Here is a 22,606-nt window from a genome sequence, read left to right as displayed (position 1 = left end):
CCCGCCATCAGCGGAATAGCCAGTGGTACCACGGCTACCGCCTCTTTGCTCATGCCTTCGGCCGTTTCTTCCGGAGTGTGGCGGTAGCGGCTGGATTTTGCCTGCAACATATTAAAGGCCAGCAACATCAGGACCATGCCCCCTGCCACCTGAAAGGCGGCGATGCTGATGCCAAAAAACTGGAGAATGTACTCACCCAGAAAAGCGGCGATGAGTAACACGATGGCGACGGATCTGGAGGCCAGTTTGATGGTGGCCAGTTGCTGGGCCGGATCTTCGTCAGCCGTCAAGGCAATGAAAATAGGAATAGCCCCGATGGGATTAAGAATGGCAAGCAGGGCAATCAGGGTTTGCAGGGCGTTATGCAGTTCAGGCGTGATGGACATATAAAATTACCGTGACAGACTGTGCAGTGCACAGAACGCTTGAAAAATGGTGCCTGAAGACGTATTTAATAGGCATATTCAGTTACAACCTAATACGGAGTCGATACGATGCCAACTTATGAGTATGTATGCAAGGACTGTGGACATCATTTGAGCGCAGAACAGCGCATGAGTGATGCCCGCCTCACGGATTGTCCGGCCTGCGGCAAGCCGGGCCTGGAGCGGCAGCTCAGTGCTGGCGCTTTTGCGCTGAAGGGATCCGGCTGGTACGAGACAGATTTTAAGGGCAGTAAGGGGGGTTCGACAAAAAGTGAAGCCGCCAGCAGTGCCGCGCCCGCTTGCCCGGGCGGCAGTTGCGCCTGTCATTGACGCCGCGCCTGCAGCGGGGCTAGATTGTGCGCGGGCCGCCGCTCAGGCGGCCTTTATTATTTACACAACTATACGGGACGCAGCATGCGGACACATTATTGTAATGGCATAAACGAGAACCTGATCGGACAGACCGTGCGTCTCTGTGGATGGGCTCAGCGCCGTCGTGATCACGGCGGTGTGGTTTTCATTGATCTCAGGGACCGGGAAGGGCTGGTTCAGGTGGTCGCTGATCCTGATCAGGCCGAAGCCTTCGCGGCGGCTAATGAATGCCGGAGCGAGTTTGTTTTGAGTATCGAAGGGGTGTTGCGAGCCCGCCCTGCGGGTACAGAAAATCTGCAGATGCCCAGTGGCAAGGTCGAACTCATGGCGACACGCATCGAAATTCTGAACCGCTCCGAGCCGGTTCCGTTTCCTCTAGATGAAGAGGATATTGCCGAAAACCTGCGTCTTAAATATCGTTATCTGGATTTGCGCCGCCCGGAAATGCTGGGACGCCTGCGTTTGCGCCATCAGGTTACCAGCTACGTGCGCCGTTATTTGGACAGTGGCGGTTTTATGGACGTCGAGACGCCGGTTTTGACCCGCTCCACACCGGAGGGTGCCCGCGATTATCTGGTCCCGTCCCGAACCCAGCCGGGTCATTTTTTCGCCTTGCCGCAAAGTCCCCAGTTGTTCAAACAACTGCTAATGGTTGCTGGTATTGATCGTTATTATCAGATTACCAAATGTTTTCGTGATGAAGACTTGCGCGCTGACCGGCAGCCGGAATTCACCCAGATTGATATAGAAGCCTCTTTTGTGGATGAAGAAGCCGTCATGGGTATTGCTGAACCGATGATTCGAGGTCTTTTTGCGGAAGTGCTCGGTATTGATCTGCCCAATCCTTTCCCACGCATGACCTACGCAGATGCTATGCACCGTTTTGGTGTGGATCGCCCCGATTTGCGCAATCCCCTGGAGCTGACCGAGCTGAGCGACTTGATGCGCAGTGTGGAGTTCAAGGTGTTTCGGGAGGCCGCTGAACGCCCACGGGGCCGCGTCGCCTGTCTGCGGGTTCCCGGTGGTGCTCAACTCAGTCGTGCACAAATTGATCAATACACCCAGTTTGCGGCCATTTATGGGGCCAAGGGTTTGGCCTGGATCAAAATTAACGCGCTGGATCAGGGTGCTGAAGGGCTCCAGTCGCCCATCGTCAAATTTCTGGCTCCCGAAGTGCTGCAGGAAATCCTCCAGCGCAGTGGCGCGGCCGTCGGCGACATTCTCTTTTTCGGCGCCGACAGTGCCAAGGTGGTCAACGAGGCGCTGGGGAATTTGCGCAACCGGCTTGCTACCGACCTGCATTTGCTGGAAGGCGAATGGCAGCCCGTATGGGTCACCGATTTTCCCATGTTTGACTACGACGAGAAAGATAATAGCTGGACCTCCACCCATCATCCGTTTACGGCACCGCAAAGCGCACATCTGGAGAGTCTGGCGGAAAACCCGGGGGCAGCATTGGCCCGCGCCTATGACCTGGTGCTGAACGGCAATGAAATTGGCGGCGGCAGCATTCGTATTCATCAGGAAAAGGTTCAGGAAAAAGTGTTTGCTGCCCTGGGCATTGGTGCTGAAGAAGCGCGGGATAAATTCGGCTTCCTGCTGGACGCCCTCCATTATGGTGCGCCACCCCATGGCGGTCTGGCTTTCGGGCTGGATCGTCTGGTCATGCTCATGTCCGGCGCCGACACCATTCGCGATGTCATTGCTTTCCCCAAAACCCAGAAAGCCGGTTGTCTGTTGACTGAAGCCCCTGGCGTGGTGGCCGACAAGCAATTACAGGAGCTGGGAATCCGCCTGCGTCCCGGAGTAGGAGCCGATGTTCAAAATTCCTGAGTCGATTCTGGTCATGGTCTACGCCGGTCAGCAGGTCTTGTTGCTGGAGCGTGCCCAACCGGCAGGATTCTGGCAGTCGGTAACCGGGAGTCTGGAACCGGGAGAATCCTGGCAGGACGCCGCCGTGAGGGAGCTCCGCGAAGAAACAGGATTTGCGGCGGAAGGACTGGTGGATACCGGGGTACGGAATCGCTTTCCCATCGTGCCGCCCTGGCGGGAGCGTTACGCGCCGGAGGTGGAGTTCAACGAAGAACGCATATTCACCTTGGCTTTGCCCGAGCCTCAGGTTCCGCAATTGCGTCATCAGGAGCATGTGAACTTTGCCTGGTTGCCAGCGGTCGAAGCGGCCCGACGGACCGGATCGTGGACTAACCGGGATGCGATTTATCGCCATTTTGGGGCGAGCCTTGACGCACAGCAGGCTGCTTCGTAACGTAAGGAACATTTTGCACGCGCAACAGCGCCTGAGAGGGTGGTTATGGGTGTAGAGACAGTCATGGTGCAGGGGTTGCGGCGCAGTGAAGCGGCCGACCTGGATACCCGCATTCGCCGGGCAAAAGCCGCATTGGGAAAGCGTGCGGTTATTCTCGGGCATCATTACCAGCGGGAAGAAGTCTATCGTCATGCCGATTTCCACGGAGATTCCCTGCAGTTATCCCGGGCGGCAGCCGAGCAGGAAGCTGAATTCATTGTTTTTTGCGGTGTGCACTTTATGGCCGAAGTGGCGGATATTCTCAGCCGTCCTGATCAGGCCAGCATTCTGCCCGACCTGAACGCCGGCTGTTCGATGGCCGACATGGCTGATATCCCCCAGGTTCAACGCGCCTGGGACGAACTCGCGACGGTGCTGGATGTAGAAAAGGAAATCACCCCGGTCACTTATGTGAACTCATCAGCTGCCATCAAGGCCTTTTGCGGGACGCATGGTGGTACGGTCTGCACTTCTTCCAATGCCCGCAAGGTGCTCGAATGGTCCTTTCAGCAGCGGCCCAAGGCCTTGTTTTTTCCGGATCAGCATCTGGGCCGTTGGACCGGGCATCAATTAAACATCCCCTTGCGGGATATGCCGGTTTGGGATCCAGCGCTGCCCCTTGGCGGATTGACGCCCGAGGAAATTCGTCGTGCCCGGATTTTGCTCTGGAAGGGGCATTGCTCCGTGCACCAGATGTTCCAGCCTGCGCATATTGAGCGCTGGCGCCGGGAACACCCCCAGGGGCAGGTCATCGCCCATCCCGAGTCAGCTTTTGAAGTCTGTCAGATGTCAGACGCGGTCGGGTCTACGGACTTTATTTTGCGAACGGTCAAAGCTTCTCCCACTGGCAGTGAATGGCTGGTAGGCACCGAAATCAATCTGGTGACGCGCCTGGCGGATGAGGTACGGGCGGAAGAAAAAACCGTGGAATTCATGTCGCCCATGGTGTGCATGTGTTCCACCATGTTCCGCATTGATCCCGAGCAGTTGGCGGTTTCGTTGGAAAATCTTCTGGAAGGGCAAGTACGCAACCGGATTCAGGTCGAGCCGGAAACAGCAGCCCAGGCGCGTCTGGCCCTGGAACGCATGCTGACGGTGTCCTGACGGCCGCCATGTCCTCTGTCGCTGTGCAGCCGGCTGATGCGATTGGCGAATGGTCGCTGACCCAACGCAATTTGCATCGTCTGCTGACCGCCTATGTACGCTTTTATCAGGGCGCGCATTGGGAGCACAGCACCGTACCGGCCGAGGGCGCGGCGATTCTGGTTTGTAATCATGTGTCGGTGCTGGATCCCCTGCTGCTGGTCGCCAGCAACCAACGTGTGGTGTCCTTTCTGGTGGCGCAGGAATACTACGACAATCCATTGATGCGCCAGTTGCTGGAGCAAACCTACAGCATTCCGGTGCGTCGGGATCGTCGCGATGTGCGGGCGCTGTTGCAGGCCCGCCATATTCTTGAAGATGGTCGGGTGCTCGGCATTTTTCCCGAGGGCGGCATCAATCGCTCAGAAACCCAGAAAGGGGTTGCCTGGCTGGTTCGCGAAAGTGCCGCGCCGGTGGTGCCGGCTCATGTCGGCGGCGCCCGGCAGGCAGCTTCTGACTGGCAGACCTGGCTGCGGCGCCAGCGTCCCCTGTTACGCTATGGAGTGCCCTTGCATTTTCATCGCGATGCTGACGCTGCTGAAGTCATGGGGGCGACCATGAGTGCTATTGCCACACTCGCATGACGGCATCGTTGCCTTTGCGTTATCATGGCCGATATTTCACCAGAATAAGTCAGTTATAGAAGCAAGGAGTGGGTTATGTCCGGGCATAGTAAATGGTCCACCATCAAATTCAAGAAGGCACTGAAAGATGCCAAGCGGGGCAAAATATTTACCCGCCTGATTCGCGAAATTACCGTTGCGGCGCGCGCCGGGGGCGGAGATCCTGGCAGTAATTCGCGTCTGCGTCTGGCTCTGGACAAGGCCTATGGTGCCAACATGACCAAAGACACCATTGAACGTGCCGTCAATCGCGGTACGGGCGAACTGGAAGGCGTAGATTACGAGGAAGTGACTTATGAGGGTTACGGCCCTGCGGGCGTGGCCATTCTGATTGAGACCATGACCGACAACAAGGTCCGTACCGTGGCGGAAATCCGCCATATTTTCTCCAAACGCGGGGGTAATATGGGAACCGCTGGTTCCGTTGCCTATCAGTTCAAAAAGCTGGGATTAATTGTTTTTCCCGGCGATGCTGACGAAGACAAAATTCTCGAAGCGGCACTGGAGGCGGGGGCCGAAGACGTGGTCAATGAAGGTGAGCGGATTGCTGTCTATACGGCGGCTACGGACTTGCATAGCGTGGTCCTGGCACTGGAAGCCGCCGGTTTGCAGCCGGAAGAAAGTGAATTGACCATGATTCCGGAAAACACGATTGAGGTGAGTGGAGAGGATGCAGAAAAACTGCTGCGTCTTATCGACTTCCTGGAAGAAAACGATGACGTACAAAATGTGTACGCCAACTATGAAATCAGCGAGGCGGAAATGGCCCGCCTAGAAGCGGCATCCTGAATTTTTCCAGACCACCCGGATACGGCCTTGCGCATCATCGGTATTGATCCGGGCTCTTTGCGCACCGGCTATGGCATCATCGAGTCGGATGCGCGTGGTGAGTTGCAGCATGTGGCTCATGGCTGCCTGAATGTGGCCGGCCGGCCGTTTCTGGAGCGCATCGGTGCCATTTACCGGGATTTGGCGCAGGTGTTGGCCGAGCACCGACCCGATACGGCAGCCATTGAGCAGGTTTTCATGGCGCGTAATGCGGATTCTGCTCTGAAACTGGGTCAGGCCCGGGGTGCGGCGCTGGTGGCACTGCTGGAAGCGGGCCTGCCGGTGGAAGAATACACCGCCCTGCAAATTAAAAAAGCGTCGGTGGGAGCTGGACATGCAGACAAAACGCAAGTTCAGAGCATGGTGCGCTGGCTGCTTCATCTGGACAAAAATCCTCAGGCCGATGCGGCTGACGCCTTGGCTTGTGCCATTTGTCATGCCCATCATGCCCGGACCCAACAGCGTTGGCAGGCGGCTGGCCATGTCTGATTTTTTAGAAAGAGGACGCCCATGATTACCTCATTGCGCGGGATCATTCTGCAGAAGCGTCCACCCTGGCTCTGGCTGGAAGTCCAGGGAGTGGGGTATGAGCTGGAGATGCCCCTGTCCAGCTTTTACCAAATGGTGGACGCTGGCGAAACCCTGTTGGTGCATACCCATCTGACCATTCGCGAAGATGCCCATCTGCTCTATGGATTTATGAGCGTGGCTGAGCGCGATACTTTTCGCTTGTTGATTCGTGTTAATGGTATTGGTGGCAAAGTGGCACTGGCCTGCCTCTCGGGTCTGCCAGCAGAAAAGCTGGGTCAAGCGGTGGCGGAAGGCAATGTGGCACAGCTGACGGCCATTCCCGGTATTGGTCCAAAAACCGCAGAAAGACTGGTGGTCGAGCTACGCGATAAAATGGGTGGAATCAGTGCGTTGCCTACCAGCAAAGCCGTGTCTGGCGATCCGCGTCAGGAAGCTATTGCAGCACTCCTGACATTAGGGTATAAGCCTGCACAGGCCAGTCAGACGATTGGCAACCTGGGCGATGGATTGGGTCTTGAAGACTTGATCCGTCAGGCTTTGCAACAACTTTCACGCCATTGATTTTATGGAACCCGCCAGCATCGCGATGGTCACAACCCCATGATGGACAGAGGCCCCCTCAATCCCCAGGAAACCCACACCGACGCAGTGGATCGCGCCCTGCGCCCGCGTTTGCTGGCGGATTATATTGGCCAGGCGCGGCTCCGCGAATCCCTTAGTCTTTATATTGACGCGGCCAAAGGCCGTGATGAAGCCCTGGACCATGTATTGCTCTTCGGCCCCCCAGGCCTTGGAAAAACCACTCTCGCACACATTATTGCTCAGGAAATGGGTGCGGGTCTGAAAGTCACCTCGGGTCCGGTTCTGGATAAGCCGGGAGATCTGGCCGCCATTTTGACCAATCTGCAACCCCATGATGTGTTATTTGTCGATGAAATTCATCGCCTCAGCCCCGTGGTCGAAGAAATTCTCTATCCGGCTCTGGAAGATTACGAGCTGGATATTTTGATTGGCGAGGGCCCCGCCGCCCGTTCCATTAAAATCAGTCTGCCCCCCTTTACCCTGATCGGAGCCACCACCCGGGCGGGCTTGCTCACCTCGCCATTACGTGACCGATTTGGCATCAGTTTTCATCTGGAATTTTACAGTGACGCAGAATTGACCCAGATTGTGACCCGTTCGGCCAATATTCTGGGGACTACCCAGGATTTGCGGGGTGCCCAGGAAATCGCCCGGCGTGCCCGGGGAACCCCGCGCATCGCCAATCGCTTGCTACGGCGGGTGCGAGATTTTGCCCAGGTGCGGGGCAACGGAGAAATTGATCAAGGCACCGCAGAGGCCGCGCTGACCTTGATGGAAGTCGACCAGCATGGTTTTGACGGTCAGGATCGTAAGCTGCTGCAAGCCGTCATCGAGCGTTTTGCCGGTGGTCCAGTGGGGGTGGAAAGTCTGGCCGCAGCCATTGGGGAAGAGCGCGGAACCATCGAAGATGTGCTGGAACCCTTCCTGATTCAGCGCGGTTACCTGATACGTACGCCGCGTGGTCGCTGTGCCACGGAAATGAGTTATCTGGCGTTGGGTTTAGCGCTACCCAAGGTTGGCGGGGGACTTTTCGATGGGCTCTGATGCCGCTGAGAGCGTCTTTCAGGTCCGCGTTTATTATGAAGATACGGATCATGGCGGGGTGGTGTATCATGCCAACTACTTACGCTTCATGGAGCGCGCCCGCACGGAAATGCTGCGCGAAAAAGGTTATGAACTGGATGCGCTGGAACGCGATCCCGGCATTTTTTTTGTGGTGCGGCGGGCGCATCTGGATTTCCGTGCCCCGGCTCGTTTTAATGACCTGCTTCAGATTAAATCGGCCATCATTCACAAGACCCCGGTTCGTATGAATTTTCAACAACATATTTCAGTGAAAGAAAAGCACTTGTGCAGTGGCGAGGTGGAAGTGGTCTGCCTGGAAGCCGAGACTTTTCGTCCCCACGTCATTCCTGCAGAACTTCTGCAGGCCTTTCCCCTCAGTGTTCACCCGTGAGATTTTATGGATCCTCAAACTGTCACCCATCCCGCAGCTTCTCTTTCCGTAGCCCATCTGGTGCTGAATGCCAGCCCTGTTGTCCAGATCATACTGGTACTTTTGGTCATCGCCTCTATTGCTTCCTGGACCATCATTTTTGAAAAATGGGCGGTATTTGCTGGTGCTTTCAAGGCCCTGACCCGTTTTGAGAAACGCTTCTGGAGCGGCGGCGAAATGAGCCAGATTTATCAGCATGTTTCCGGCAACACCAATCTGGAAACCGGAGCCGGCAGTATTTTCTGTGCGGGTTATGAAGAATTTCAGCGGCAGCGCGGCAAAATTCGTCCCAGTGATGCCCTCGATGCTGCTCGCCGCGCCATGCGTGTGGCCCAAATGCGCGAAGTGGGCCGTCTGGAAAATCGTCTGGCTTTTCTGGCCTCGGTGTCTTCTGTCAGCCCCTTCGTTGGTTTGCTGGGCACCGTTTGGGGCATCATGACCGCTTTCATGCATATTGGTGTCGCAGGGCAGGCCACCCTGGCGACAGTCGCCCCCCCGGTTGCCGAAGCCCTCATTGCCACGGCGGCTGGCCTTTTTGCGGCCATTCCGGCAACGGCTGCCTACAACCGTTACATTCACAAACTGGACAAGCTGGATGCCCAGTATGAGGTGTTCATGGATGAGTTCACCAACATCCTGCATCGTCAGGTACCCGAGACCAAGCCATGAAAAGAAGGCGTTTGATGGCGGAAATGAACGTCGTTCCCTATATCGACGTGACTTTGGTGCTATTGGTGATTTTTATGCTCTCGGCGCCGCTCCTGACCCAGGGTGTGAATGTTAACCTGCCTAAGGGCGTCACTAAACCCGTCTCGGACAAAACCCCGCCGGTGCTGATTTCCGTAACGCGGCAAGGGACCATTTCCGTGCAGTTCAAAGACAGTCACAGTTCGGTAGCACTGGATGATCTGGCTACGGATGTGCGCCATATTGCCACTTCCAGTCATGGTCAGGTGCAGGTACTGGTAGGGGGTGATGCGCATGTGGATTATGGCAAGGTCATGGCCGTGATGGCACGGCTGCAGGAAGCCGGTATTTCCCATGTCGGCCTGCTGACCCGCCCGGAGGGCCATTGAAAGAGCGTCAGTCTTTTTGGCCTTTGCTTCTGGCCATTATTCTCAATGCGGCCATCCTGTTTGCCCTGTTCTGGACTTTTCATGTGCAGGTGCCACCAAGTAGTGGCAACAAACCCATGCAGGCCCAGCTGAGCAGCAGTATGCCTATGGCCGCCATGTCTGCCCCGGTTCCGCAACCGGCACCTGCCCCTCAGCCTGCACCCAAACCAGTACCCAAACCGGTGCCTAAACCCGTTCCTGTTCCTAAGCCAACTCCCAAGCCGGTTCCCAAACCGGAGCCCAAACCGGTGACGCCGCCCCCGCCTACAGCGGCGCAAATTGCCGCTGAACAGGCGGCAAAAGCTGAAAAAGCGGCCAGACAGAAGGCGGCACAAATTGCGGCGGCACGCGCGGAGCAGGAAAAGCATGCCGAAGAGCTGGCTGCACGGCAAAAAGCCGCCCGGGAGGCCAAGGTGCAAGCGGCGGCAGCCGCTCAGGAAAAGGCTGCGCAACAGGCTGCCGCTAAAGCTGCCGAGGAAAAAGCAGCGGCGGCCCGCGCTGCAGAAGTCAAAAAACAACTGGCAGCCCAGGCGGCCCAAGCAGCAGCTGCCGCACGCGCTAAAGCCTTGCAGCAGCGCATGGCCGAAGCAAAAGCCAAGTTGCAGGCCGAAGCCAACATGGCCGCTGCCCGCGCCCAGCAGGCCTCGGAAAATCAGCGTCTGATCGGCCTATTCGAGCAGCAGGTCACTACTAAGGTTTACAATGCCTGGAATACTAATTTTGCTGCGGCTCTGTCCTGCGTGGTTGAAATTCAACTGAATCCCGAGGGACAAATAATTGGTCAACCGCAAATCGTGCGCTCCAGCGGTAACCCGCAGTTCGACAGAGCAGTTATCCAGGCGGTGGAACAGGCTGCACCTTTTCCACCACCTATTGGCCTTTCTTATTCACTGTATAAAGTCGTAGATCTTAAATTTAACGCGGAGGATCTCAATCATGGCTAAACGCTTATGGGCTTTGGCCCTGTTTCTGCTGGCTTCAGCATTTGTGTTGCCCGCCCAGGCTGCTCTCACCGTAGAAATCACCAAAAGTGTGGCCTCGGCCTTGCCCATTGCCATACCTTCTTTTGGTCCGGGCGTGCCGGGACAGCCTTCAGTAGCCGCTGTGGTGCGCAATGATTTGCGCCACAGTGGTTTGTTTCGGGTGATTGAGCCAGCGGGTTATCCCAGTGATCCCCGCGCCCCGGGTGCCGTCAAGGCTTCCGAATGGACTGCTGTGGGGGCTACTGGCCTTGCGGTGGGTTCGGTGCAGCCCCTGAATGGCGGTTATGCGGTCAGTGTTTATGTCTATAATGTCAGCACGGGGCAGGAGTTGACGGCGCGGCGTTTCACCTGTTCGGCTGCTGAATTGCATATGACCGCGCATCACGTCGCCGATGTCATTTATCAGGCTTTCACCGGAAAACCCGGTCCTTTTGCCAGCCGTATTGCCTATGTGCGGCAGACCGGTAATACCTATGAATTGCTGGTGGCCGAATCAGATGGCTGGAATCCGCATCCCATTGTTCGCGGCATTATGCCGGTATTTTCGCCGGTGTGGTCACCCAACAACCACCGCCTGGCTTATGTCACCTACGCCAATGCCCGCGCCATTATTTACGTGCAAGATCTGGCCACGGGAAAACGCCAATCCATCGCTCCAGGTGGTGAAATTGTCAGCGCCCCGGCTTTTTCACCCAATGGTCAGGAAATTGCCTACGCACGCTCCTCAGGCGGACATACCGAGCTGTATGTGGCCAATCTGCAGACCGGGCAGCGGCATCAGTTGACCAATGATGATGCCATCAATACTTCCCCTACCTGGTCACCCAATGGCAGTCAGATTGTGTTTGTCTCGGATCGCGCGGGTGGGCCGCAGATTTATGCCATGAATACCAATGGCGGCGACATACATCGTTTGAGTTACAGCGGCGGTTACAATGCCGGACCTGAGTACTCACCCACAGGAAATGCCATTGCCTTTATTCATCGCACGGATGGCGTTTATGCCTTGGCGGTGATGAATCCCAACGGCAGCGACCTGCGGGTACTGGATGCCCAGGGTAATTGTGATCATCCGAGTTTCGCGGGTAATGGTCAGATGATTTTGTATGGCACCCAGCGGGGTGGCCGCAAGGTTCTGGCAGAAGTCAGCCTGGATGGTAAAACCATGGCCATATTGCACAGTGACGTCGGTCAGGACAGCCAGCCCGCCTGGTCACGGTAAAGGTTTGTTTTATGAACTAGCACACGCATCAGCCCAACGCTTTCAGCCTTTGGCTGATGCATGCTACCGACGCAATGGCTGTTTCACCGGAACACAGGGTCCGCAGGTGACCATCCGCCCTAGTAAGAATGTGGTAGTTGACTTTAAGCATTCATTTACCTCACAGTTCGGTGGAAGGGTGCCTAACTGTCAATCAGGTCTCGAATCAGCGATTGGCTTGCTAAAAAGTTTCTGATGCCTCCAAGTCTGTAATTCCCTGTCATTATCCGGGCATGCAACCAACAACGGTAACCGATGGAAAACGTCTTCAATTTTCGCGAACAACTCATAGAAGAATACAGTACGTTTTCTCGCAGTTTTGCGCGTATTGACGCTGCGGACATCCGCGAAACGGTGCAGCGCGAATATGACCAGGGTCGCTACTGGCCAGATCCTCTCATCCAGATCAACCCCAACTACAAGCGCGGGCATACCATCCAGGAACTGGTCAAAGAAGGTCTTCTGCACCGGGCTTGCGCCGATATTTTCCAAGTAGGTAAAGCGGAAGGACGACCACAGCCGCTCCAGCTCTATACCCATCAGGAACAGGCGCTGGCCAAAGGCCGGCAGCAACAAAGCTATGTGGTCACGACGGGCACCGGCTCCGGAAAATCCCTTTCCTTCTTCATCCCTGTCATTGACAGCATTCTGAAAGGAAAAGAGGCTGATGGTGACAGGACTCAGCGTACCCGCGCCATCGTCATTTATCCCATGAACGCGCTGGCCAACAGCCAGTTGGAAGAGCTTCACAAATTTCTGTACGGCTATGCCGCCGATCAGCAGCCCTTCACCGTCGCCCGTTACACCGGACAAGAATCCTCTGCTGAACGCCAAAACATAGCAGACAACCCGCCCGACATTCTCCTCACCAACTTCATGATGCTGGAACTCATCCTCACCCGTTTTGATCAGGACGACCGCCGCGTCGTCGAGCATTGCCACGGGCTGGAGTTTTTGATTCTCGACGAACTGCACACCTATCGGGGGCGTCAGGGCGCTGACGTGGCTCTGCTGGTGCGCCGTCTGCGTGAACGCCTGCAGGCCCAGCACCTCGTGTGCATAGGCACTTCCGCCACCATGTCCAGCATGGATGCCCAGGCAGATCGCAACAACACGGTCGCTGACGTGGCCAGCAAGCTTTTTGGCACACGGATATCGGGGCATGACGTGATTGGCGAAACGCTGGAACGAGTGACGGACCCATTCAAGGACGTCTCTGTCATTCAAGCCGCGCTGCCTGCCGCCATACGCCGGGAACACCATAGCTGGGCCGATTTCTCCTCTTTTCAGGCAGACCCCTTGGCCATTTGGGTGGAGCTGAATCTGGGTATCGAACTGCGTGAAAATGAACCCCCGCGCCGCGCACAACCCATGAATGTCAAAACGGCCAGTGAAAAACTGGCGGCAGACAGCGGCTGTTCCGTGGAGGAGAGCCGCAGCGCCTTACAACGATTCCTGCTGGCCGCCCATGAGATCCACACGCCCCAGGGACGCCCCCCTTTCGCCTTCAAATTGCATCAGTTCATCAGCGGCCCCGGCAAGGTGCTCACTACATTGGAAGCCCCTGGTACCCGCTACGTCACCCTCGACGCCCAGCGCTTCGCCCCCGGTCGGCAAACGGAAGGGGTGGAACTCTATCCGGCGCATTTTTGCCGGGACTGCGGTCAGGAATACCACCCGGTCTGGCATGCCAAAAATGATTCGGCAGGCTATCGGCCCCGCGAAATTGACGACATCACTGCCGACGACAATGAAGATACCGCCTATGGCTTTCTTTGCCCGATCCGCGCCGATCAGCAGTACCACGGTCACCTGGAGGACCTGCCGGAAAACTGGCTGGATTTCACCCGTGTCGAGGTGAAGGTCCGGCAAAACTACAAAAAGGCGATCCCGCAACCAGTGCGCGTCAATGCCCAGGGACAGGAAGGGCATGGCGAGCGTTACTGGCACATCCCCGGCAAATTCCGCTTTTGTCTCAAGTGCGGTCAGGTCCATGAGGCCCACGGCAAGGACATCAACCGCCTCGCCAGTCTTTCCGGTGAGGGCCGCTCCTCGGCCACCACCATGCTCACCCTCAGCGCCCTCCGTTTGCTCTTCAGTGCTCCTGAGCCGCTGGCTGGCCGCGCCGACCCGCGCAAGCTGCTGGGGTTTACGGACAACCGGCAGGACGCCGCTTTACAGGCGGGGCACTTCAACGACTTCATTTTTCTGCTGACCCTGCGTTCCGGCCTCATCGGCGCACTGCAAAATGGCAGCGGCCTGCTCAACGAGGAACAACTGGCCGACGCCGTATTCAAAGCCCTGGGGTTTGATCAGATCAACGAGGCCACTCTGGTCGAATATCTGCGCAACCCCAAACTCATGGGCTTGGCACGGCAGGAAGCGCAAAGAACGCTGCGCTTCATCATCGGTTACCGTCTGCTCCGCGATCTGCGCCGGGGCTGGCGGTTCAACAATCCCAATCTCGACCAGCTTGGCCTGATCAACATCCGTTATCGCGGCCTGGACGAATTCAGCGCCACGGACAGCCTCTTTGCCCAGAACGCCAGGCTGGCCGCACTGTGTGGACCCCCTCGCGCGGCGCTCTGCCAGATCGTCTTTGACGTCATGCGTCGTGGCCTCTGTCTGGAAAGCCGTTATCTGGATGCCGTCGAGCAGGACAAGGCCCGAAACAGCGCCTTCACCACCCTCAATGACCGCTGGGCCTTCGCGGCCGATGAATCACTGGAAACAGCGAGAACCCTGATTTTCGGCAAGCGACCGGAGTATAAGGGGAAGGCCCGTACCAACCACCTGATCAGCGGCGGACCGCGTTCCCGGCTGCTCCGTCAGGTCAAAAATGCCACCTTCTGGAAAGACAGCGCCTGGGCCGGTCAGGTAGCCCAGTGGAAAGACGCCGAATGGGCCGAACTGATCGAAGCGATGCTCCAGGCCGCCAACCTCTATGGTTATGTGCAGAAGCATCCCGTGGAAAACCATCTGGTGGGTTGGCGACTGAACGCGGGCGCCCTCGACTGGTGCCTGACGGGCGACGAGCCGGACACCGACAAGCGCCAGTCCAATGGCTTCTTCCGCCAGCTTTATCTCAACATCGCCAATCTCCTGCGTCAGCCGGAACACCCGCTTTTCGCCTTTGAGGCGCAGGAGCATACCGCGCAAGTGGATTCCGCGCGCCGCCAGTTACTGGAACAGCGCTTCCGCTATACCGAAAAAGACCGCCACGACTGGGCCAGCAATCCCGCTCATGAGGCGCCTCTGGAGCGCTTGCCGGTCATGTTCTGCTCCCCCACCATGGAGCTGGGCGTCGATATTTCGGCCCTCAATACGGTCTATCTGCGCAATGTGCCGCCCACCCCCGCCAATTATGCCCAGCGCAGCGGTCGTGCCGGACGCTCCGGCCAGCAGGCGCTGGTCATCACCTACTGCGCCGCCCAGAGCCCCCACGATCAGTGGTTTTTTCACTATGCCAACGAGATGGTCCATGGCGTGGTCAAGTCGCCCACCCTTGATCTGGCCAATCGCGATCTGGTGGAGAGCCATCTGCATGCGGTCTGGCTGGCCTGCGCGGAAATAGACCTCCCTTCCGGCATCAACGAACTGCTGGATCTCGACCTGCAGGACAAGCCACTGAAACCGCACTACCAGGACTGCCTCGGCAACGCCACTGTTCAGGACCGCGCCCAGGAGAGCGCCGCGCGGGTCATCGATCAGCTCCACGACGAACTGCAGGACAGCGACTGGTTCTCCCCGGATTATGTGCAAAAAGTCATCGCCACGGCGCCCCAGAGCTTCTCCGGGGCACTGCAGCGCTGGCGGGTGCTCTTTGATTCCACCCGCACGCAGATGGACATGGCCGATCAGATCGTCAAGAGCCACACCGCCTCCCACGGCGAGCGACAGAACGCCCAGCGCCGTTATGGGGATGCCGCCCGGCAATATGCGGTCCTGCTCAAGACCGGCAACACCCAGAACGCCGACTTCTACACCTATCGTTACCTGGCCAGCCAGGGCTTCCTGCCCGGCTACAACTTCCCGCGCCTGCCCCTGATGGCCTGGATTCCCGCCAGTGGCGGCAACACCATGAGCGGGAGGGAGGACGAAGGCAGCATGGTCAGCCGCCCGCGTTTTCTGGGACTCTCGGAGTTCGGCCCGCGCAGCCTCATCTATCATCAAGGCCGCATGTATCGCGTGGTGCGGGCCAAGCTCAACGTCGGCTCGGCGGATCACATTTCCGGCAACAGCCAGTTGGCCACCATCGCTTCCCTGGTCTGCAGCCAGTGCGGGTATGGCCACCTGGGCGCCCCTGGCGGCAGCGACCCCCTGGTCAACCGCTGCGAAAACTGTGATGCCCTGTTGACAGAGCACGACTGGGTACGAGAGCTTTATCGCATAGAAACCGTGGAAACGGTGGCGGTGGAACGCATTTCCATCAATGACGAAGACCGCCAGCGGCAGGGCTTCGAGCTGCAAAGCACCTACCGCTTCCTGCCCGGTCCCGACGGCGTCATCCAGAAGCGCAAGGCCGCCGTGCGCAATGGCGACGAAGTATTGGCTGAACTCACCTACGCCCCCGCTGCCCGTCTGTGGCGCATCAATCGCGGCTGGCGGCGGCGCAAGAACAAGGCGCAACTGGGTTTCTATATCAACCCCATTACCGGCACCTGGAGCAAGCAGGATGATCCCAATGCATCCGATGAAAGCCCGGAAAAGGAAGACGGCCTGCTCGACAAGGTGGCCAATCAGCGCATCGTGCCCTTTGTCGAAGATCATCGGAACCTGCTGATCCTGGCTCCGGCACGGGCGCTTTCCTTGGAGGCCATGGCCACCCTGCAGGCCGCCCTGAAGCGGGGCATCGAAATGACCTTCCAGATCGAAGAAGCCGAACTGGTGGCTGAGCCCCTGCCCAAAAGCGACGAACGCCGCGCCCTGATGTTTTACGAAGCCGCCGAGGGCGGTGCCGGGGTGTTGACCCGTCTGGTCAGCGAACCCGCCAGCCTCCGGGAAGTCGCCAGCGCTGCCTTGCAGATGATGCACTACGGCAAACCGGAAGACGGCCCCTGGCAGTTCGAGGCGCTGGAAGCGACGGACAAACACATCTGCGAGGCGGGCTGCTACCAGTGCTTATTGTCCTACTTCAACCAGCCGGACCACGAAAACATCAATCGCCGCAACACTGATGCCCTGAAACTGCTGGTGGCGCTGGCCAATGCCGAGGTGCATCTGACGCCTTCCATCGCGGTACCGGCAGTTTCTTCATCGCTACCGCATAGTCCTGGTCAGCGTCTAACCGCGCAATGGTTACAGGCCGTCACCCAATCCGGTTTCCGCTTGCCCGACGCCACCGATGTCCCCGTCCAGCAAGGGGCCGCCATCGCCGCCGCTCAGTATGTCGCCGCCCGGGCCCTGGTTTTTTTGACGCCTATTAGCCCCGATCTGCATAGGGTACTCGGCGACAAGGGCTGGCAAGTGTTGGACTTCGCGGACCCGGCCCAATGGTCGATCCGATTCGCCGATTATCCCGAGATATTCGGCCTGCCCGAGAACATCCAATGACCGGCATAGAACACGACTTCATGCCCGGCAACCTCGTGCGCGCGCGGGGTCGCGAATGGGTGGTGCAAAGCGACTCCCGCCGCGACTGGCTGCGCCTGCGCCCGCTGGGTGGTGCCGATGACGACAGCATCGCCCTGATCCCCGAGCTGGAACTGCAAGCCGTTGCGCCCGCCAACTTTCCATGGCCCGAGCCGGAACAGGCGGGCAACCATGCCGCCGCCCTGCTGCTGCGCGATGCATTGCGCCTTAAACTGCGTGCCGGCGGCGGTCCCTTCCGGGCCTTCGGCAACATTGCCGTCGAACCCCGCGCTTATCAACTGGTGCCGCTGCTCATGGCCCTGCGGCTCACCACGGTGCGCCTGCTCATCGCCGATGACGTCGGCGTCGGAAAAACCATCGAAGCCGGGCTGATCGCCCGCGAGTTGATGGATCGCGGCGAAATCCGCCACCTCGCGGTGCTGTGCCCGCCGCACCTGGTCGAGCAATGGCAAAACGAACTGGAAAGCCGCTTCAATCTGCAAACCGTGGCTCTCACCTCTGTCTCCACCTCCCGCATCGAGCGCGATCTGCCCCATGGAATCGGCCTCTTTGATTATCATCCGGTGGTCGTGGTCAGCCTCGACTACATCAAAAGCGAGCGCCACCGCGCCCACTTCCTCAGCACGGCCCCCGAGTGTGTGATCGTGGATGAGGCCCACACCTGCGCCAGCAGCGGACAAGGCAAACAACTGCGTTTCCAGCTCTTGCAGCAACTCAGTCAAAACCCGGAACGGCACCTGATGCTGCTCACCGCCACCCCGCACTCGGGGGATGAGGCCGCCTTTTACAACCTGCTTTCGCTCCTCGATCCGCGCTTTCTTGAGCTACAAGGACACACCGCAGCCAATGATCCGCTGCGGCTGGAGCTGGCCCGCCATTTCGTGCAGCGCCGCCGTAAAGATATTGCCGAATGGCAGGCGGAAACGGGCGATGGCCGGGGCTTTCCGCGGCGCATGAAAGCCGAGATCACCTACCCGCTGAGCGGCGACTGGGGCGCATTTTTTGACGCCGTGCAAAACTACTGCCGAGAACTCGCCGAAAGCGTCGAAGCGCGAGAGGCTGGCCATGCGCGCTTGGTCTGGTACGCCACCCTCGCGCTGCTGCGTTGCGTGGCCTCCTCTCCCGCCGCCGCCGTCAAAGCCTTGACGACCCGGCTGGACAATACGCTCAGCGACGACGAATGGCTCACCGACGAGCGTTTGTACGACGGTGAAGCCGACGACCTGGACAGCAATGATCTCGAACCGCCCGCACAAATGGCCCATGCCGGACATTTGCAAACGCTGATTAGCGAAGCGCAGCGCCTCTCGGGCCAGGCGGGCGACCCCAAGCTGGCGGTGCTGATCCAGCATCTCCATACGCTGCTGAAAGAGGGCTTTCACCCCGTCGTCTTCTGCCGCTACATCGCCACCGCCCACTACGTCACCGAACATCTGAAGAAAGTCTTCCCCAAGGTCGTCATCGACGCCGTTACCGGCGAATACACCCCCGAGGAACGCCGCGAGCGGGTGGAGGCGCTGGCGGAAGGCGAATCCCGCATCCTCGTCGCTACCGACTGCCTCTCCGAAGGCATCAACCTGCAGCACCTGTTCACCGCCGTCGTCCACTACGACCTGGCCTGGAACCCCACCCGCCACGAGCAGCGCGAAGGCCGCGTCGATCGCTTCGGCCAGCAGGCCCCCGAAGTGCGCTGCACCATGCTCTACGGACAGGACAACCCGGTCGATGGCTTTGTGCTCAACGTCATCTTGCGCAAGGGCGAAGCCATCGAGAAGGAACTCGGCGTGCTGGTGCCCATGCCCGAAGACGAAGCCCGCATCAAGCAGGCGCTGGTCAAGGCGGCACTGATGAAGCGCAGCAGCGCCCATCCCGCGCAGTTGGGTTTCGACTTTGGGGAATCCGAACAGATCCTCGCCCCCCTGCAAGCCCGCTGGCAAGACGCACTGCAAAAGGCCAAGGCCAACCGCACCGTCTTTGCCCAGCGCCGCATCCGTCCCGACGAAGTGCTGCCCGAATGGCAGAAGGAACAACAAGCGCTGGGCACCCAGGCCGACGTGCAGCGCTTCCTACACAGCGTCTGCGCCCGCCTCAACGCCCCGCTGGAAAAAGCCCGCAAGCAGGTCCGCCTGCTACCGCAACATCTGCCGGAAACGCTACGGCTGCGGCTGGCCGATGAAGGCATCAACAAGGCCCTGACCATCGATTTCAACGCACTGCACCGCAGCCACCCGTTGGTGACAGTCCTCGCCGACTATCTCCTCGAAACCAGCCTTGCAGACGGCAGCCCCATTGCCGCGCGCTGCGCCGCCACCCTCACCGATGCCGTGGACGTAGTCACCACGCTGTACCTGCTGCGTCTGCGCCATCAGCTCAGCTATGTGCGCCGCCGTGAACCGTTCCAGATGATGGCCGAAGAAACCGTCACCCTCGCGGTCAGGGGCCGCAGTGATCCTGAATGGCTGAGCGGCGATTCCGTCAATGCGCTGCTCGAATGCACCCCCACGGGCAACCTGCCGCCGGAAGGGGTGCAACGCGAAGTCCGCACCGCGCTGGACTTTTTGCGCGCCCATCCGCAGCAACTGGAAGCGTTGGCGCAGACCCGCGCCGTCACCCTGCTCGACGACCACCGCCGCGTGCGCGAGGCGGCGCGCGATGTCGGCCAATACAGCGTCAGCGCCTGCCTGCCGGTGGACGTGATCGGCGTCTACGTGTTGTTGCCGGACGCCCTGTAATGTACACTTTGATGTACATAGCCTGACAGGAGCACATTCATGCCGGAAACCACCTTCACCGATTTACGCAACCACGCCAAGACCTGGTTCGATCTGGTCGAGAGCGGACAGACGGTGCGCGTATTGCGCAACGGCAAACCCATCGCCGAAATTCACCCCATCCCGGCGCAACTGCCCTCCTGGAAGCAGCGTCCGGCACGCCCGCTGGCCATCGGCGGCAAGGAGATCAGCCGGCTCATCCTCGACGAGCGCGGAGACTGATGCGCGTCTATTTCGACTCATCGGCCTTTGCCAAGCGCTACATCGACGAAACTGGCACCGCGGACGTTCTGGCGTGGTGCGAACGGGCCAGCGAACTGGCGCTGTCGGTCATCGCGGTGCCTGAACTGATCTCCGCCTTCTGTCGCCTGCAGCGGGAAGGCCGCCTGACGGACGCGCAATACCAGATCATCAAGCGCGCCCTGATGCTCGACATCGCCGATGCGCTGATCTGCGATACCACGCCCCAGGTCATTCAGCACGCCGTCAAAGCTTTGGAAAAACACACGCTGCGCGGCATGGACGCCATCCACCTGGGTGCCGCCCTCGCCTGCACCGCCGAAGTGTTCATCTCGGCCGACGCCCGCCAATGTCGCGCCGCCGAGGCCTTCGGTCTGCAAGTGGTATCGCTGTGAAACACCAGCCGCGTCATCAACTCGCCTTCGCTACCCTGCGTCTGGAGGGCGGCCTGTTTCTGCCCGACCAACTGGAAAAAGCGGCCCTTGGCGCGGCCCGGTTCTAGAGCGAAGCCGACTATCACACGCCCAAGGGCCTCAAGCTCAAGGACGACACCAGCCGCGCCTTTCAGATCGCCAGTGCGCAGTGGAAACACTTTGCCGGCCAGTTCGAGCGCAACGATATCGATGCCGACGCGCTCACCCGCCACTTTGTGCAGGAACTCTTGCGCGACGCCTTCGGCTACACCCATATCGCCCCCGTCACGGGCCTCAGCGTGGGCGATCAGCACTATCCCATCACGTTTCTGGCCGGTGCCTTGCCCGTCGTCGTCGCCCCGCACACCCTGGGGCTGGACGCAGCCGACCCGCGTTTCGCCGTCACCGGCAACGGCGCACGCAAGAAAACCGCCTTCCAGTTGGCGCAGGAGTTTCTCAACGCCAGCCCCGACTACACCTGGGCCATGGTCAGCAACGGCCGCCAACTACGCCTGCTGCGCGATGCCGCCACGCTCACCCGCCCCAGTTTTCTGGAAATCGACCTGCAAGACCTGCTCGGCGGCGCACGCTACGCCGAGTTCGCCAACGTCTGGCGCCTGCTGCAAGCCAGCCGCGCCCCGCAGCTCGCGCCCCATCCCGAAAGCGGCGGACAGGAAGGCCCCTGTATCTGGGAACAATGGCGCGCAGCCGGGCAGGAGGAAGGCACCCGGGTCCGCGAAGGTCTGCGCCAAGGCGTTACCGATGCCCTGCTGATTTTTGGCGAAGGCTTCATCCAGCATCCCGCCAACGAGGCGCTGCGTCAGGCGCTCGATACCGGCACCCTCAGCGCCTACGCCTATTTCCAGCAATTGCTGCGCCTCATCTACCGCCTGATTTTACTGTTCAACGTGGAAGAACGCGGCCTGCTGCACCCGGCTGTTAAACAGCGTGCAAAAGTTGCCAGAACTGGGTGGAAAACAGCGTGTAAATTGACCACCTGATATCCTGCCGGATTTGTCCGGAGGAAACTGGAGTGATTTGCATGGAAACCATAGCCAAAGTGCGCCGTCTGTATCATCTGGACAAAGAGACGGTCAGCCATATTTCTCGAAAAATGAATTTATCGCGTGCTACGGTGCGCAAGTATCTGGATCATGTCGGAGATGAACCGAAGTACCCCCAGCGGAAATCCCGGCCACGGCCGCAATTGGGAGCTTTTGAGGCGATCCTGCAGCAATGGCTGGAGACGGATGCGCACTTACCGCGCAAGCAGAAGCGGACCGCACGCAGACTGTTCGAGGGTTTGCAGAAGGCAGGATACCAGGGGGCCTATGACAGCATTCAGCGCTGGGTAAAGGCGTGGAAGGCTAATGTTCGTCCTGGTCTGCACCAAGCCTTTATTCCCCTGAGTTTCCGTCCCGGTGAAGCGTATCAGTTTGACTGGAGCAGCGAGACGGTGATTCTGGATGGGGTGGCCATGGCGATCAAGGTCGCCCACTTTCGCCTGACTTACAGCCGGATGTCCTTTGTCCGGGCCTATCCCAGAGAAACCCAGGAGATGGTCTTCGCCGCCCATCAGGAAGCTTTTCTGGCCTTTGAAGGGGTCCCCGAGCGGGGTATTTACGATAACCCCAAGACCATTGTGGACGTGGTTTATCATCGTTCCCGCAAAGGTCAGGAACGGGATTTCAATCGGCGCTTCCTGGCCCTCATGAACCATTATCTGATTCGGCCCACCGCCTGCACGGTCGCTGCTGGATGGGAGAAGGGACAGGTCGAGAATCAGGTCGGCAATATCCGCGAATGGTTTTTTACCCCGCTTCCGCGCTTTGAAACACTGGATCAGCTGAACACCTGGCTCTGGGAACGCTGTCAGGAGCGGGCACAGAATCATGCACACCCCGAGCAGAAGACACGGACGATCTGG

The 22,606-nt window shown here is 58.9% G+C and carries 21 protein-coding genes; 20 read left to right on the top strand and 1 reads right to left on the bottom strand.

Features of this window, described 5'->3' with window-relative positions; translation table 11 throughout:
* A partial coding sequence (locus HJG40_RS13615) for a MarC family protein (RefSeq protein WP_215864699.1) occupies positions 1–386 on the bottom strand: 386 nt, incomplete at its 3' end.
* 108 nt (positions 387–494) lie between these two features.
* Here HJG40_RS13615 and HJG40_RS13610 point away from each other — a divergent pair.
* From HJG40_RS13610 to istA, 20 genes are all read left to right on the top strand, one after another.
* Complete coding sequence (locus HJG40_RS13610; protein ID WP_193650850.1) at positions 495–755, top strand: FmdB family zinc ribbon protein; 261 nt, start codon at positions 495–497, stop codon at positions 753–755.
* 84 nt (positions 756–839) lie between these two features.
* A complete protein-coding gene (gene aspS, locus HJG40_RS13605; RefSeq protein ID WP_215864698.1) occupies positions 840–2,630 on the top strand; it encodes an aspartate--tRNA ligase in 1,791 nt (596 codons plus the stop codon).
* The gene (nudB, locus tag HJG40_RS13600) at positions 2,614–3,063 is read left to right on the top strand and encodes a dihydroneopterin triphosphate diphosphatase (protein ID WP_215864697.1); all 450 of its coding nucleotides are present in this window, start codon (positions 2,614–2,616) and stop codon (positions 3,061–3,063) included. Before aspS ends, nudB begins: the two co-directional genes overlap by 17 nt.
* Positions 3,064–3,108: 45 nt before the next feature.
* A complete protein-coding gene (gene nadA, locus HJG40_RS13595; protein WP_215864696.1) occupies positions 3,109–4,206 on the top strand; it encodes a quinolinate synthase NadA in 1,098 nt (365 codons plus the stop codon).
* An 8-nt stretch (positions 4,207–4,214) separates the two neighbouring features.
* Complete coding sequence (locus tag HJG40_RS13590; protein WP_215864695.1) at positions 4,215–4,829, top strand: lysophospholipid acyltransferase family protein; 615 nt, start codon at positions 4,215–4,217, stop codon at positions 4,827–4,829.
* A gap of 75 nt (positions 4,830–4,904) precedes the next feature.
* Positions 4,905–5,657 (top strand): YebC/PmpR family DNA-binding transcriptional regulator, encoded by a 753-nt coding sequence (locus HJG40_RS13585; protein ID WP_215864694.1) that lies wholly within the window; start codon positions 4,905–4,907, stop codon positions 5,655–5,657.
* 27 nt (positions 5,658–5,684) lie between these two features.
* Entirely contained in the window at positions 5,685–6,185 is a 501-nt protein-coding gene (gene ruvC, locus HJG40_RS13580; protein ID WP_215864693.1) for a crossover junction endodeoxyribonuclease RuvC, read from the top strand.
* 21 nt (positions 6,186–6,206) lie between these two features.
* The gene (gene ruvA / locus HJG40_RS13575) at positions 6,207–6,788 is read left to right on the top strand and encodes a Holliday junction branch migration protein RuvA (RefSeq protein ID WP_215864692.1); all 582 of its coding nucleotides are present in this window, start codon (positions 6,207–6,209) and stop codon (positions 6,786–6,788) included.
* 39 nt (positions 6,789–6,827) lie between these two features.
* Positions 6,828–7,853, top strand: coding sequence for a Holliday junction branch migration DNA helicase RuvB (gene ruvB, locus HJG40_RS13570; RefSeq protein WP_215864691.1), 1,026 nt, complete (start codon positions 6,828–6,830; stop codon positions 7,851–7,853).
* A complete protein-coding gene (gene ybgC / locus HJG40_RS13565; RefSeq protein ID WP_215864690.1) occupies positions 7,843–8,265 on the top strand; it encodes a tol-pal system-associated acyl-CoA thioesterase in 423 nt (140 codons plus the stop codon). The genes ruvB and ybgC overlap by 11 nt, the downstream gene beginning before the upstream one ends.
* Positions 8,266–8,271: 6 nt before the next feature.
* Positions 8,272–8,973 (top strand): protein TolQ, encoded by a 702-nt coding sequence (gene tolQ / locus HJG40_RS13560; RefSeq protein WP_010641044.1) that lies wholly within the window; start codon positions 8,272–8,274, stop codon positions 8,971–8,973.
* A 14-nt stretch (positions 8,974–8,987) separates the two neighbouring features.
* Entirely contained in the window at positions 8,988–9,380 is a 393-nt protein-coding gene (gene tolR / locus HJG40_RS13555; protein ID WP_264317582.1) for a protein TolR, read from the top strand.
* Positions 9,377–10,363, top strand: coding sequence for a cell envelope integrity protein TolA (gene tolA, locus HJG40_RS13550; RefSeq protein WP_215864688.1), 987 nt, complete (start codon positions 9,377–9,379; stop codon positions 10,361–10,363). Before tolR ends, tolA begins: the two co-directional genes overlap by 4 nt.
* Positions 10,356–11,624, top strand: coding sequence for a Tol-Pal system beta propeller repeat protein TolB (gene tolB, locus HJG40_RS13545; protein ID WP_215864687.1), 1,269 nt, complete (start codon positions 10,356–10,358; stop codon positions 11,622–11,624). Before tolA ends, tolB begins: the two co-directional genes overlap by 8 nt.
* A gap of 294 nt (positions 11,625–11,918) precedes the next feature.
* The gene (locus HJG40_RS13540; protein ID WP_215864686.1) at positions 11,919–17,216 is read left to right on the top strand and encodes a DEAD/DEAH box helicase family protein; all 5,298 of its coding nucleotides are present in this window, start codon (positions 11,919–11,921) and stop codon (positions 17,214–17,216) included.
* Positions 17,213–19,987: a DUF8741 domain-containing protein gene (locus HJG40_RS13535; protein ID WP_215864685.1), complete on the top strand. Its 2,775-nt coding sequence runs from the start codon at positions 17,213–17,215 to the stop codon at positions 19,985–19,987. Before HJG40_RS13540 ends, HJG40_RS13535 begins: the two co-directional genes overlap by 4 nt.
* A gap of 39 nt (positions 19,988–20,026) precedes the next feature.
* The gene (locus tag HJG40_RS13530; RefSeq protein ID WP_009566302.1) at positions 20,027–20,248 is read left to right on the top strand and encodes a type II toxin-antitoxin system Phd/YefM family antitoxin; all 222 of its coding nucleotides are present in this window, start codon (positions 20,027–20,029) and stop codon (positions 20,246–20,248) included.
* Positions 20,248–20,661 (top strand): type II toxin-antitoxin system VapC family toxin, encoded by a 414-nt coding sequence (locus HJG40_RS13525; RefSeq protein WP_215864684.1) that lies wholly within the window; start codon positions 20,248–20,250, stop codon positions 20,659–20,661. The genes HJG40_RS13530 and HJG40_RS13525 overlap by 1 nt, the downstream gene beginning before the upstream one ends.
* Positions 20,662–20,927: 266 nt before the next feature.
* Positions 20,928–21,680, top strand: coding sequence for a hypothetical protein (locus HJG40_RS13520; RefSeq protein ID WP_226857465.1), 753 nt, complete (start codon positions 20,928–20,930; stop codon positions 21,678–21,680).
* Positions 21,681–21,721: 41 nt separating this feature from the next.
* On the top strand, positions 21,722–22,606 hold an 885-nt coding region (gene istA, locus HJG40_RS13515; RefSeq protein ID WP_215864683.1), incomplete at its 3' end, for an IS21 family transposase.

It is taken from the genome of Acidithiobacillus concretivorus (genome assembly GCF_018853445.1).
In the GTDB taxonomy this organism is placed as follows: domain Bacteria; phylum Pseudomonadota; class Gammaproteobacteria; order Acidithiobacillales; family Acidithiobacillaceae; genus Acidithiobacillus; species Acidithiobacillus concretivorus.
Note: the sequence above shows the minus strand (reverse complement) of the source record. Positions and strands in the feature narration are given on the sequence as shown.